The organism is Candidatus Nanopelagicales bacterium, from assembly GCA_018003655.1.
GTDB lineage: Bacteria > Actinomycetota > Actinomycetes > S36-B12 > UBA10799 > JAGNDY01.
Genome location: JAGNDY010000016.1, coordinates 1 through 14,093 on the forward strand (window position 1 = coordinate 1; position 14,093 = coordinate 14,093).

The following is a 14,093-nucleotide window of genomic DNA, read 5'->3' on the forward strand; positions in this document are numbered from 1 at the left end:
TGGCCAAGCGCGTGCCGATGACAGTGCTGACCCATGGCGAGTTGCCCGCAGCCGCGCTTGCCGAGGAGTTCGCCGAGGACGAGACGAGCGTCCTGTGCGCGACGATGGGCATGTGGGCGGGCCTCGATGTCCCTGGCGCGGCCTGCACGTTGGTGGTGATCGACAAGATTCCGTTCGCGCCGATGAACGACCCGCTCTCCTACGCGCGTCGGGCCAACGCGGACAAAGCAGGCCGCAATGGCTTCCGTGAGGTCTTCGTGAATCAAGCGAGTTTGCTGCTGACCCAAGGCGCCGGACGGTTGATCCGGACAAGCACGGACCGGGGGGTGGTGGCCATTCTCGATCCGCGGCTGCACTCGAAAGGCTACGGCTCGATCATGTTGCGCTCCTTGCCGCCGATGTGGCGCACGGACGATCCCGACATGGTCCGGCAATCCCTGCGCCGGTTGGCCGGAAACGGCACCTGAATACGGCAGGCTGGGTGCGTGAAGGAACAAACCGGTGGCACCGGAACCCAAAGCGGCTCTTCGGACGACAGTCAGGGGCACGCACGCCGCAAGGCTCACATCTTTGTCGTTGCCGGAGCCTTGTTCGCGATATCGGTCCTCTTCGCCTATTCGCTCCTGCCGGTGGATAACGGACCGGTAACGGCCGCCTCACAGTTGATGTTCTTCGTTGGCGTCGCGTTGCTGGCGACGGTCGTCATGTGGATGGCCATCAGTGAATTTCGCGGCAAGTCGATCTACTCTGTGCGCGTCAGACTCATTGTCTTGGCGATCGTGATCACCGCATCGATTGTGTTCTTCTCACAGACCTACTACCGAATCGCCCAGAGTCCCGGCCAATTCGAGGAGTTGACTACACGGTTGGACTCGATGTACTTCACCGTCACCACTGCGATGACGGTTGGGTTCGGCGACGTCCATGCCGCTGGTCAGGTAGCCCGGTTCTACGTTCTGATCAACATGGTCTTCAACGCGCTGGTCATCGGCACGGCCCTGAAGGTGGTGGGCTTCATGACCCACAGCCGCGTCTCGAAGCCATCAACTGGCGAAGAACTCGGCTCCGCCTAGCCTCAACCGAGCACGGTGCGAAGGCGTTCGGCGCGTAGGGCCTCCACCTCGGCCTCGATGATCGGCTCGAGGTCGTAGCCGACCACCCAGGCCAACAGGCGATCCGCGATCTGGGGGTTGCGGGCGAGGCAAGGTCCGTGCAGGTACGTGCCGATGACGCGACCGGTGACCGCGCCCTCCGTGCCGTCGCCGTTGCCGATGCCAGCACGAACCGTGCCCAGCGGTGTGGCGTCCGGGCCGAGGTGCGTTGCGCCGGCGTGGTTCTCGTAGCCGGAAAGCAGTTGGTCGATCCCGGCCGGGGCTCCGGGTGCCGGCTCGGCGGCCAGCTCACCGACCGCTCGCTGGGGCAATCGATCGGTACGTATGTCCAATAGCCCGACACCCGCGGCTGGCGAGCCGGTGGCATCAGGGAAGTACTCACCGAGCAACTGATACCCGGCGCAGATGGCCAGCACAGCGGCACCACGGCCCTGCGCGTCGGCGAGTCCACCGTCGGTACGTAAGGCGTTGGCTGCTGCCACCTGGGCGGTGTCCTCACCACCGCCGAGGACGTACAGATCCCCGTCGCGGGGAACCGCGTCACCTGGCAGCACCTCATGGATGTCGACCGACAGCCCTCGCAGTAGTGCTCGGTGGCGTAAGCCGAGTACGTTCCCGCCGTCGCCGTAGGTGCCGAGCAATGTGGGGTAGAGCGACACCAGTCGGATTGCCGATTCCGTTGTCATCGGGTCGCCTCCAGTTCGCGATCGGCTCGAGTCCGCAACGCGTGGAACGCCGTGTAGGTCGCTGCGCAATCGACCACCTCCAGGTCGTGAGTCCCAGGCGGTAGTGGCGCGTCGGGGGAGTAGGGATCGGCAATGACGACGTGGTCAACCTCGGCTTGGAGCAGTCGAACAGCCAAATCCCGCCGTCGGTCCCCGGTGGCGATGACCGTCCGACCGCGCAGATGCTCAAACGGAACGTCCCACAACCAGGACGGGTCGCGGCCGTCGGCTGCGTTGGAGTTGATGGTGACGATGACCGGCGTTGGTGCTGGCGGCATCACGTCGATCAGTTCCGTCCAGCCTGCCGGGTTCTTTGCCAGTAGCAGCCGGATGGTCAACGACCCCACTCGGACAACCGCGTAGCGGCCGGAGACGGCCGTCACCTGGCACATGCGCCGAACGGACTCGTCAAGGTCGAGGTTCAACTGCTCGCACACGGCAAGCGCCATGGTGGCGTTGCTCGCGTTGAAGCGGCCCGGCAACTGCAGACCGGATAGGTCATACCGCTGGCCGGTGGGTCCGACTGCGGTTCCGATGCCGTCATCCCACAACAGATTCCAACTGGTCTGTGGTCGTTTGCGACCGCAGCCGGGGCAATGCCAGTCGCTTCCGTCACGAGCCAACAGGGAGCCACACTGTGGGCAGACGGCCGAGTCCGCAGTCCACACCTGCCCGCCGCCAACCCACACCACATTCCTGGCCTCCTCAGCAGCAAAGGTCACGAGGGGATCGTCGGCGTTTGCCACCACGATGACGTCGGGGTGCTCTGCCAGCATCGCGCGCCACTTGCGGGCGGTCATCGCGACCTCGTTCATCCGGTCGAGCTGATCGCGACTCAGATTTCCGAGCAGGATCACCTTCGGGTTGGTTGACGCGGTAACCATCGGCAGGTAGGCCTCGTCCACCTCCAGGATCGCTGGGGCGTCGGCCGGTCCGTTGGCCAAGGTGGTGACAACGCCGGAGGTCATGTTCGCTCCCGTCGCCGCTGTGACCACCGGGCCGAGTTGTTCAACCGCGTTGGCCAGCAGGCGCGTGGTGGACGTCTTGCCGTTGGTGGCCGAGACCAGGGCCTGCACTCGATTGTTGGCCAGATCGGCGACGGCGTCCGGTGCGAGTTTCAGCATGACTCGACCGCCAACGACCATTCCTTCGCCACGTTTGGCAATGCGCGATGCACCAGCCACCGCCCGGCCGGCGGCAATCGCCATGCGGGTTCTCAACCTGGGAGCCATGGGCTCACCCTATGCACTGAGGCAGACTGAACTCATGAGCCCAACAACCAGCGATGCATTCGCGCCGGCGGACCTCCAGTGGCAGCGGGTGAGCCCCAAATTGACGACGGCAAGGCGGCTGAGTTCCTCGGGCCTGCTGGTCATCGTCGCAATCGTGGTAGCCGTGCTCCTGCTAGTTGCGGCCGTACCAACGTGGGTGCCGGTGCTGGTCGGGGCGCTTGGGGTGGTGGGCTACGGCTGGCTCTGGTGGTACTTCGGGCGCAGGACCGAGTCCTACCGCTATGTCGAACGTGCCGACGACTTGATCGTGGGTCATGGATTCATGTTCCGGCGGCTGGTCATCGTGCCCTACGGGCGGATGCAGCTAGTGGACCTGGCAGCTGGACCGATTGACCGCCAGTTCGGGATCGTTACGTTGCAACTACACACGGCGGCGGCCACGAGTGATGCGTCCATCCCGGGGCTGACGCCGGACATCGCGAGTGCCTTGCGTGATCGGTTGGCCAAACTCGGCGAGCAGCGGGCAGCGGGATTGTGACCGCGCCAGAGCCTGGGCGGAGCCGGGAAGGCGTCCCGCTACAGCCGCCAGTGGATCCCGTGGCCACCCGTGCAGTCGACGGTCCGGCGACTTCGCCGCGACAAGTCCACCCGCTGACGCCTCTGATCGAAGCGGTGCCGTTGATCCCCGGGATCGCCTTGGCGACCTTGTTCATCAATGGTGGCGCGCTGTGGACCTCGGGAGTGTGGGGGGTTCCCATTGCGTTGCTGCTGACCACGATTGGCTTTGTGAGTTGGGCGCTGTATCGCTACCTGGCGTGGCGGCGGTTGACCTTCTGGTTCGACGGCGTAGGTGACCTGCGCATCGATTCCGGCGTGCTCTATCGCAACGAACGCAAGGTTCAACTGTCGCGGCTGCAAGCCGTTGACGTCGAACAGCCGCTCGTTGCCCGACTGGTGGGGCTGTCCAACGTCAAGATCGAAGTGGCTGGTGCCGGTGATTCCAAGGTCGTCGTTGCCTACCTCAGCAATGTCGAGGCTGTCGACCTACGCCGTGAACTGCTGAGTCGGGCAGCACGCGATCGCGACGATGCGCCGGTCCCGGCAGAGACGGTGATCGCCGAGGTCACCACTTCGGACTTGATCGTGTCGCTGGTGCTGCGAAGCGCGACTGCAGGACTGCTGCTGCTGACCGCAGGGCTCGTGGTCATCATCTTCCTCACCGAGGGTGCCGCGGGGGTGTTGCTGTTGCCGGTGTCCGGCGGAATCCCAGTGGTGATCGTGTTATCGGAGTTCTCCGCGCTCTACGGTTTCACGGTTGCCAGATCCACCGACGGCGTGCGGCTGCGGCACGGCCTACTCAAGACCCAGGCGCAGACTGTCCCGCACGGACGCCTCGCCGCAATTGACATCGTCGAGCCGCTGCTTTGGCGCCACCGGGGGTGGGTGCGAATTCGGCTGACCGTCGCTGGCGTGGCTGGAGGTTCCGACAGTGACGACCAATCCGCGGTCTCGAAGACTGTGCTGCTCCCGGTAGCAACGAGGGACGTGGCCAGGCAGGTGCTTGAGCAGGTGCTGCCCGGGGTCGATATCGAGTCGATTCCGCTGACCTCGGCGTCGCGACGAGCTCGCTGGCGGGCTCCGATCCAGTGGTCCAGACTCGCCGTCGGACACGATGATTCGGTCTTTGTCGCCCGCCGCGGGTGGGTGACTCGCCATTTGACGATCGTGCCGCACGCGCGGACTCAGTCGGTGTCGATACGACAGGGGCCCTACCAACGTCGGCTCGGGTTGTCCTCGCTGCGCGTCGACATCGCACCGGGACCGGTCGCCGTGGTGGCGCTGTACTTTCCGACCGACGTCACCCGGACCAACGCCCTGGCGCAGGTTGCCCGCGCTCAGGCAGCGCGCCGGGGAGACTGGTCAAGCTAATGGGCCAGGCTGGCTGGTCTAACAAATGCGCCAGGGGTTCGGCCAAGCCAGTAAGCCGCCTTGACGATCGATCTAGTCCCGCTTAAAGGTGAGCCACACCGCGCCCAGTGGCGGCACGCTGATCTCGGCCGAGGCAGGTCGAGCGTGCCACGGCTCATCGAGTGCGGTAACCGAGCCGAGGTTGCCGACACCGGAGCCGCCGTATAGCTCGGAGTCGGAGTTGAATACCTCTTCCCACACCCCCGCGAACGGCAATCCGACCCGGTAGCCATGGTGCGGAACCGCGGCGAAGTTGGTCACGCACGCCATCACGTTGCCGTCGTTGTCCCAGCGCAGCCAAGAGAACGTGTTGTTCTCGGCGTCGTTGGCGTCGATCCACTCGAAACCCTGCGGCTCGTGATCGCGTGCCCACATCTGTGGATTGGCCTGGTAGATGGCGTTGGCATCCCGGACCATTGCCTGGACGCCTTGGTGCTCGGCGTGATCGAGCAGCCACCAGTCCAGGCCACGCTCCTCCGACCATTCCGCGTCCTGCGCGAATTCCTGACCCATGAACAGCAGTTGCTTGCCGGGGTGCGCCCACATGTAGGACAGGAATGCACGCACCGTCGCGAGTTGTTGCCAGCGGTCGCCGGGGACTTTGCGCAGTAGCGAACCCTTGCCGTGGACGACCTCGTCGTGAGAGATCGGCAGGATGAAGTTCTCGCTCCAGGCATACATGAGCGCAAAGGTCATTTGGCCGTGGTGGTACTGCCGGTAAATCGGCTCCTGTTGCAGGTAGCTGAGGGCATCGTTCATCCAGCCCATGTTCCATTTGAAGCCGAAGCCGAGACCGCCTAGGTGAGTCGGTCTGGTGACACCCGGCCAGGAGGTGGATTCCTCGGCGATGGTGACGACCCCTGGTACGCGCTTGTAGACCGTCGCGTTCATCTCCTGCAGAAATGCGACGGCCTCCAGGTTCTCCCGACCTCCGTAGGCGTTGGGGGTCCATTCGCCAGCCTCGCGCGAGTAGTCCAGGTACAGCATGGACGCGACGGCATCGACGCGCAGGCCGTCGACATGGAACTCCTCGCACCAGTACAGGGCGTTGGCAACCAGGAAGTTGCGCACTTCCCGGCGCCCAAAGTCGAAGACCAGGGTTCCCCAGTCGGGCTGCTCGCCGCGGCTCGGATCGGGATGCTCGAACAGCGGGGTTCCGTCGAATCGGGCAAGCGCGAACTCGTCCTTGGGGAAGTGCGCGGGCACCCAATCGACGATTACCCCGATGCCTGCCTGATGGAGGGTGTCGATGAGAAAGCGCAGACCATCGGGGCTGCCCATGCGCGCGGTGGGCGCGTAGTACGACGTGACCTGGTAGCCCCAGGAGCCGCCGAACGGATGTTCCATCACTGGCAGGAACTCGACGTGGGTGTAGTTGTTCGCCGTGACGTAATCGACGAGTTCGCCCGCCAGTTGCTCCCAATTCAAGCCCGGCCGCCACGACAACAAATGCACCTCGTAGGTACTCATCGGGCCGGTGTGAACGTTCGTCTCCGCCCGCTGGGTCAACCAGGCCTGGTCACGCCACTGGTAGTCAGTTGTGAAGACGACCGAAGCGGTTGCCGGCGGTGTTTCGGTAGCGTTGGCGAAGGGATCGGCCTTCAGTCGGCGCACCCCGTCTCGGCCCAGTACGTCGAACTTGTAGCGAGTGCCATCGCCGATCTCCGGAACGAACAGCTCCCACACCCCGGTTGAGCCAAGTGAACGCATTGGCGTGGCGGTGCCGTCCCAGTAGTTGAAGTCACCGACCACACGGACACCTTGGGCATTGGGTGCCCAGACCGCGAACGAGACGCCGTGAACGGGGCCATGGACGGTCTCGTAGACATGCGTGTGCGCGCCGAGCACGGTCCAGAGCTGCTCGTGGCGTCCCTCGGCGATGAGGTGCTGATCAACTTCACCCAGCGACGGCAGGAACCGATACGGATCGTCGGCTGGCAGCGAGTCGCCGCCGTACGCCACCGAGAGCCGGTAGTCCGGCACTTGCGACCCCGCCACGGCAGCCGCCCAGACACCCCGGTGGACGTGGTCCATCGGTGTCCGCTGCTCGCCGATGACCAGGTCGACCGAGCTCGCCCCGGGACGCAGCACGCGAACCGTCACGACGTCTTCGGTCACGTGCGGGCCGAGCAACTCGTGAGGTTGCCCGTGCGTTCCGTCGACGAGCGCGTCGATTGCACCGTGGTCGATTGGTACCGGGGTGGCAGCCATGGGCTACTCCGTTCCTTTGCGAATGCTCACAATGTGGGCGCACGCCTGGTAGGGGTCGATCCGGACGTAGGTGTGTGGACTCCAACGCCACGTGCTGTTGCCGATGTGGTCGTGTGCGGTGAACTCGGTCGACCAATCCATTCCGAGGGCTTCCATGTCGAAGTTGACCGTCGCTTCCTGAGTTCCGTATGGGTCGAGCGTGCAGACCACGATGACGATGTCGTTGCCATCGCGGCGGGAGTAGGCGATCACTTTGTCGTTGTTGACGGGATGAAACGTGATGTCGCGCAACGTCTGCAACGCGGGGTGCTGTCGACGCAGCATGTTCAGGATGGTCACGTATGGCGCGAGTGTCTTGCCAGCTCGAGCAGCACCAGCCCAGTCCCGCGGACGCAGTTGGTACTTCTCCGAGTCCAGGTACTCCTCGGATCCAGGTTTGGCTGCGACGTGTTCGTACAACTCGAAGCCGGCATACACACCCCACGTAGGTGCCAACGTGGCCGCCAGTGTTGCCCGGATGGCGAACGCGGCGGGGCCGCCATACTGCAAGTAGGCGTGCAGGATGTCCGGAGTGTTCACGAACAGGTTCGGCCGCATGTAGGCGCTGGCCGTGTCGGACAGTTCGGTGAAGTACTCCTCGATCTCCCACTTCTCGGTCCGCCAGGTGAAGTACGAGTAATTCTGGTGGAAGCCCACCTCGGCCAGGGCACGCATCATCGGCGGTCGGGTGAAGGCCTCGGCGAGGAACAGGATGTCGGGGTCAGTGCGATGGACCTCGTTGAGCACGCGATCCCAGAAACGGACCGGCTTGGTGTGCGGGTTGTCCACGCGAAAGATCCGCACCCCCCGGTCGGCCCAGAAGTGGATGATGCGCAGGACTTCCTCGTACAGGCCCTCAGGGTCGCCGTCGAACCAGATCGGGTAGATGTCCTGGTACTTCTTGGGTGGATTCTCTGCATAGCCGATGGTTCCGTCGGCTCGCAGCAGGAACCATGGTTTGCCCTCGGTCGCCCAGGGATGATCGGGAGCGACCTGCAGCGCCAAATCCAATGCGACTTCGAGATCGTTGGTTCGCGCGCTCTGCACGAAGCTGTCGAAGTCGGCCAGTGTGCCGAGGTCCGGGTGGACGGTGTCGTGCCCGCCCTCGTCCGCTCCAACCGCCCACGGCGATCCGGGGTCACCCGGCGCTGCATCCACGGAGTTGTTGGAGCCCTTGCGGTTAACTCGTCCGATTGGGTGGATGGGCGGAAGGTAAATGACGTCGAAGCCCATCTGGGCAACCTCGGGAAGTCGTCGCGCGGCCGTGGCGAAGGTGCCCGATACCGCCGGTTCGCCGGTTGCTCCCTCGGACCGCGGGAAGAACTCGTACCACGAGCCCACCAGCGCGCGACGACGGTCGACGCGTAGCGGCCAGGGCCCACTCGTTGACTCAAGGTCGCGCAACGGCTCTGCCCGCAACGCGGACACGACGTCGTCATGCATGGCTGCGACCAGCCTGTCCATGGGCTGCTTCTTGGTGGCCTTCAGAGCCTTGACGGCCTTGTCGATGGCTTTGCGATTGGCCGGGTCGACCATTTGCTCGCCAGCCCGGGCCATGACCAGGGCGCCTTCAAGGAGTTCCAACTCGGTGTCGATCTCGGCGGGGATCTTGATCTGTGCCCGGTGCTGCCAGGTACCGACCGGGTCAGCCCAGGCGTGGATCGTGAAGTTCCATTCGCCTGGGTGCTCGGGCCTGATCTGCGCTGACCATCGATCAACGCCGGATTCGGTTGGCTTCATGGGGGTGCGGATCGATTCCCTGCCGTCCGTGCGCCCGAACACCACGTCGACACCGATCAAGTCGTGGCCCTCGCGGAAAACGACAGCGCTGATCGTGACGGCCTCCTGCTCAACCGCCTTGGCGGGACGTCGGCCGGCTTCCACCGACGGCTCAACGTCGAGAATCGGGAACCGACCGTTGAGGACGTCTGGTGGTTGTTGGCTCTCGCTGGGCCAGTTTCGCCACGCATCGATGGCTTGTTTGGTCGGTGTTCCGGGAGTCAAAGGTTCGGCCACCCTCTGACGCTAGTGTGCCGACGGCGATCGATGCACCTTGCCCGATAGCGTGTGCGTCCGTGAGAGCCATGAGAAGACTCATCGTCGGTGCTGCCCTGCCGCCTGAACTGCAGGCGCTCAACGAGTTGGCGGTGAATCTGCGCTGGTCCTGGAACCAGACCACCCAAGATCTGTTCGCCGCGATTGACCCACACGTGTGGGAGAGCGTCGATGGCGACCCGACGGCCCTGCTGGCCGAGGTTCCCGGGGCGCGCCTGGCGGAGCTGGCTGCCGACGATGGCTTCGTTGCGCGGGTCGCCGAGGTATCGGCCGACCTTCATGAGTACCTCCACGGTGACCGCTGGTATCAGACCATCGCCGAGGACCGCCCGGCCGCAATTGGCTACTTTTCGCCCGAGTACGGCATCACCGCCGCGCTGCCGCAGTACTCCGGCGGCCTGGGCATCTTGGCCGGGGACCACCTCAAGGCTGCTTCTGATCTTGGTGTGCCAGTCATCGGTGTCGGCCTGTTCTATCGCGCCGGCTACTTCCGGCAGTCTCTGTCTCGGGAAGGCTGGCAGCAGGAGACCTACCCGATCCTGGATCCAGATGGACTACCGCTGACGGTCTTGCGTGAGGCGGACGGATCACCAGTCCGGATCGAGGTTGCGTTGGCCGAGGGACAGGTGGCGGCCCGGGTGTGGGTAGCCCATGTCGGCCGCGTTCCGCTGCTCCTGCTCGACACCGACATTGAAGAGAACTCAGCGACGTTGCGGGATGTCACCGATCGCCTTTACGGGGGATCGAGCGAACACCGTTTGCGACAGGAGTTGCTGCTGGGGGTCGGTGGGGTTCGAGCGATCCGGGCGTTCTGCCGCATCAACGGTCGCCCCCAGCCCGAGGTCTTCCACTCGAACGAGGGGCACGCTGGCTTTCTCGGCGTCGAACGGATCCGAGAACTCGTTGAGCAACACGGTTTGACGTTTCCCGCGGCATTGCAGGCCGTCCGGGCCAGCACGGTATTCACCACCCATACTCCAGTTTCTGCCGGTATCGATCGCTTCCGTCGACCGCTCATCGAGGCAGCGTTCTCGGGACCCAACGCCATTGCCGGTGTCCCGGTGGCCGACATCCTGGACCTTGGCAGGGAGACCTTCGAGGGTGGCAATCCGAAGGTATTCAACATGGCGGTCATGGGCCTTCGGCTGGCGCAGCGCGCGAACGGGGTCAGCAAACTGCACGGCGTCGTCAGCCGGGAAATGTTCAGTGGCCTGTGGCCCGGTTTCGACGAGGCGGAGGTTCCGATCACTTCCATCACCAACGGCGTGCATGCGCCGACGTGGGTCGCGCCCATCGCGGCGGATCTGGTGCGAGAGCGGGTGGGCGGTGAACTGCTCGAACGTGGCCACGGCTGGGGTCGCCTCGATGACATCAGCGACATGGACCTGTGGGCACTCAAACGCGAAATGCGCGCCGTCATGATTGACAACGCCCGTACGCGGCTCAGGGAGTCCTGGCGATCTCGCGGTGCCAGCGATGTCGAACTCGGCTGGATCGATGACGCGCTGGACCCCGACGTGCTGACGATCGGCTTCGCCCGCAGGGTGCCCTCGTACAAACGGTTGACGCTGATGTTGCACGACCCGGCCCGATTGACCGCTTTGTTGACCGACCCGGATCGGCCGGTGCAGATCGTGGTTGCCGGCAAGGCTCACCCCGCCGACGAGGGCGGAAAGCGGTTGATCCAACAACTCGTCGAGTTTGCTGATGACCCGCTTGTCCGGCAGCGGATCGTCTTCCTCCCCGATTACGACATTGCCATGGCCAAGTTGCTCTATCCGGGCTGCGACGTGTGGCTGAACAATCCGCTGCGCCCATTGGAGGCATGCGGAACCTCCGGCATGAAGGCGGCGCTCAACGGCGCTCTCAACGTCTCGATCCGCGACGGCTGGTGGGACGAGTGGTTTGACGGGGATAACGGGTGGGCCATTCCGACGGCTGACGGTTTGGTGGACAGCGAACGGCGCGACGAGCTTGAGGCTGCGGCGCTGTACGACCTGATTGAGTCCAATGTTGCCGCGCGGTTTTACGAGCGAACCGACGATGGGCCGCCCACTCGTTGGATTGAGATGGTGCGGCACACCATTGAGTCCCTGGGACCCAAGGTGCTGGCAAGCCGGATGGTTCGCGACTACGTGGTGCAGTTGTATGTCCCAGCTGCGGTGTCAGGTCGACGGTTCGCGGCCGACGGCTATCGCCTGGCGCAGGATTTGGCGCAGTGGAAGACCAAAGTGCGCGCGCAATGGGACCAGGTGGCGGTGAACTACGTCGTCGCATCGGGCGTTGGTGATGCCCCGCAAGTCGGCGACGACTTCAGCGTGCATGTCGATGTCAGCCTGGGCGACCTTGAACCGGCGGACGTCTGGGTCCAACTGGTCCACGGCCGCGTTGACCTTGACGACCGCATCGTCGAACCCACTTACACCGCGCTGTCGCTGGCCGAATCCGCTGGCCCGGGACGCTGGATTTACGGAGGCCAGGTCGGTCTGCAGCGAACTGGGGCATTCGGCTACACAGTGAGGGTTGTGCCCGCTCACCCGGGTTTGACCGCCGCAGTGGAGTTGGGACTGCAGGCGCAGCCGGTCGCCATACCTGAGGGCATCGCCGTCAGTTAGTGGGCTGTGACCTCAAGGAGCATCGCGCCGTATCCGGCAACCTCGACAGTGGTCCCGGCTGACTTCTCCTCTTTGGCCAAGCGGGGGATAGCCGACTTGGTATCCAGGATCCGGCGGTAGAGCCTGCCGTAGGGAACGTCGGGCAAAGTGAAGGCGGCCTGCTCGTCGCTGGCATTGAGCAGCAGCAGGAACGACGAATCGCTTTGCGGTCGGCCGTCAGCAGATCGCGAGCGCAGCTTGCCCGCGAGGTACATGCCGATGGCTTTGGTGTCCCCGGAGTGCCACGCATCGCCGGACAGGAGCTGGCCGTCCGGGCCGAACCAGGCGAGATCCTCCGGGCCGCCCTCACGCACGGGTGAACCTTCGAAGAAGTAGCGCTGGCGGAACACCTTGTGTTCACGGCGGATCGTCAGCAGCACGCGGGTGAACTCGAACAGATCGCGCTGCCAGTCGGCAAGGTCCCAGTCGATCCACGAGATCTCATTGTCCTGGCAGTAGGCGTTGTTGTTGCCACCCTGTGTCCGTCCCATCTCGTCCCCGGCGACGAGCATGGGTGTGCCACTTGCGAGCAACAGGGTGGTGAGGAAGTCGCGGATTCGCCGAAGGCGCAGTTGGGTGATCTCGGTGTCGTCCGTCGGACCCTCTGCGCCGCTATTCCACGATCGGTTGGCGCTGTTGCCGTCTCGGTTCTGCTCGCCGTTGGCCTCGTTATGTTTGTCGTTGTAGCTGACCAGGTCCCGTAGCGAGAAGCCGTCGTGCGCAGTGACGAAGTTGATCGACGAGAACGGCTGCCGACCTTCGGAGGAGTACAGATCAGCCGATCCTGACATTCGCCAGCCAAGCTCGCCGACACCGACTTCGCCGCGCCAGAAGTCGCGTAGACAGTCGCGGTACTTGTCGTTCCACTCGGTCCACAGTGGTGGGAACTCGCCCACCTGGTAACCGCCTGAGCCGACGTCCCAGGGCTCGGCGATCAGCTTGACCTGTCGCAGAATCGGATCCTGGCTCATGGTCGTCAGGAACGCCGAGAGCATGTCCACGTCGTGGAATGAGCGGGCAAGTGCGCTGGCAAGATCGAAGCGGAAGCCATCGACGTGAAACTCCTGCACCCAGTAGCGCAACGAATCCATGATGAGTTGGAGCACCTTGGGCACCGATGCGTTCAAGGTGTTGCCGCAGCCCGTGTAATCGGCGTAGTAGCGACGGTCCTGCGCGCCGAGTTTGTAGTAGCCCTGGTTAGCGATGCCGCGGAAGGAAAGCGTCGGGCCGAGTTGGTTGCTCTCGGCAGTGTGGTTGTAGACCACGTCGAGGATGACCTCGATGCCGGCGTCGTGCATGGCCTTGACCATCTCTTTGAACTCACGCACTTGGCCGCCGCGCGATCCGCTGCTGCTGTAGGAGCCTTCCGGCGCGAAGTATCCAATCGAGTTATAGCCCCAGTAGTTGGTGAGGTCACCTTCCAGCAGGTGGATCTCGTTGGTGAAGTGGTGCACGGGAAGTAACTCGACTGCGCTGATTCCGAGCCGTTGAAGATGCTCAATCGCGGCGGGATGGGCTAGCCCGGCGTATGTTCCTCGCAGTTCCTCGGGGATTGCGTTGTTCAGTTTGGTGAAGCCCTTGACGTGCATCTCGTAGATGACGGTGTCGGTCCAATGGATTCGCAGAGGTCGGTCGCCACCCCAGTCGAAATCATCGCGAACCACGACGGACAAGGGCATCGCGGCGGCTGAGTCATCGTCGTTGCGGACCAGGTCATCACTGTCAACGTGGCCGAAGATCGACCGATCCAACGTGAGCTCGCCGTCGATGGCCTTTGCGTAAGGATCGATGAGCAGTTTTGCTGGATTGAAACGCTGTCCCTCGTGCGGATTCCACGGGCCGTGCACGCGAAAGCCGTAGCGGGAGCCGGGCGGAACCCCTGGGACGAAGCCGTGGAAGACGTGGAACGTTGATTCGCCGAGAGCGACGCGGTGTTCGGTGCCGTCGTCGTCGATCAGGCAGAAGTCGACCGCCTCGGCGCCCTCGGCCCAGATGGCCACGTTGACTCCGTCATCGACCGGAATCACTCCGAGCGGCTCCCAGGTCCCGGGCCACGCGACGGCGGGCGGCTGCGACGTTGTCATTCGCGGTACTCCT

10 protein-coding genes are annotated in these 14,093 nt (G+C 64.1%); 5 read left to right on the forward strand and 5 right to left on the reverse strand.

Going from position 1 to position 14,093, the window contains the following annotated elements; genetic code table 11:
• Together KAZ48_04200 and KAZ48_04205 are read left to right on the forward strand one after the other, a co-directional pair.
• The coding region (locus KAZ48_04200) for an ATP-dependent helicase (GenBank protein ID MBP7971978.1) at positions 1-467 on the forward strand (467 nt) is incomplete at its 5' end.
• 18 nt (positions 468-485) lie between these two features.
• The gene (locus KAZ48_04205) at positions 486-1,073 is read left to right on the forward strand and encodes a hypothetical protein (protein ID MBP7971979.1); all 588 of its coding nucleotides are present in this window, start codon (positions 486-488) and stop codon (positions 1,071-1,073) included.
• A 2-nt stretch (positions 1,074-1,075) separates the two neighbouring features.
• Here the strand turns inward: KAZ48_04205 and KAZ48_04210 are convergent, their stop codons facing one another.
• Positions 1,076-1,798 carry a glutamine amidotransferase gene (locus tag KAZ48_04210; protein MBP7971980.1) on the reverse strand — a complete coding sequence of 241 codons (723 nt, stop codon included), beginning with the start codon at positions 1,796-1,798 and terminating at the stop codon, positions 1,076-1,078.
• A complete protein-coding gene (locus KAZ48_04215) occupies positions 1,795-3,069 on the reverse strand; it encodes a DUF1727 domain-containing protein (protein MBP7971981.1) in 1,275 nt (424 codons plus the stop codon). The genes KAZ48_04210 and KAZ48_04215 overlap by 4 nt, the downstream gene beginning before the upstream one ends.
• Before the next feature lie 34 nt (positions 3,070-3,103).
• Between KAZ48_04215 and KAZ48_04220 the strand changes: the two genes are divergently transcribed.
• The gene (locus KAZ48_04220) at positions 3,104-3,607 is read left to right on the forward strand and encodes a PH domain-containing protein (GenBank protein ID MBP7971982.1); all 504 of its coding nucleotides are present in this window, start codon (positions 3,104-3,106) and stop codon (positions 3,605-3,607) included.
• Between the two features lie 59 nt (positions 3,608-3,666).
• Positions 3,667-4,998 (forward strand): PH domain-containing protein, encoded by a 1,332-nt coding sequence (locus KAZ48_04225; protein MBP7971983.1) that lies wholly within the window; start codon positions 3,667-3,669, stop codon positions 4,996-4,998.
• 72 nt (positions 4,999-5,070) lie between these two features.
• Here the strand turns inward: KAZ48_04225 and glgB are convergent, their stop codons facing one another.
• Together glgB and KAZ48_04235 are read right to left on the reverse strand one after the other, a co-directional pair.
• A complete protein-coding gene (gene glgB, locus KAZ48_04230) occupies positions 5,071-7,248 on the reverse strand; it encodes a 1,4-alpha-glucan branching protein GlgB (GenBank protein ID MBP7971984.1) in 2,178 nt (725 codons plus the stop codon).
• Positions 7,249-7,251: 3 nt separating this feature from the next.
• A complete protein-coding gene (locus KAZ48_04235) occupies positions 7,252-9,261 on the reverse strand; it encodes a DUF3416 domain-containing protein (GenBank protein ID MBP7971985.1) in 2,010 nt (669 codons plus the stop codon).
• 101 nt (positions 9,262-9,362) lie between these two features.
• On the opposite strand from KAZ48_04235, the gene glgP reads away from it, so the two are divergent.
• Positions 9,363-11,957 carry an alpha-glucan family phosphorylase gene (gene glgP / locus KAZ48_04240; protein ID MBP7971986.1) on the forward strand — a complete coding sequence of 865 codons (2,595 nt, stop codon included), beginning with the start codon at positions 9,363-9,365 and terminating at the stop codon, positions 11,955-11,957.
• Here the strand turns inward: glgP and glgX are convergent.
• Positions 11,954-14,080, reverse strand: a complete 2,127-nt coding sequence (glgX, locus tag KAZ48_04245; protein MBP7971987.1) for a glycogen debranching protein GlgX — start codon at positions 14,078-14,080, stop codon at positions 11,954-11,956. The genes glgP and glgX overlap by 4 nt on opposite strands.
• Positions 14,081-14,093 lie beyond the last annotated feature (13 nt).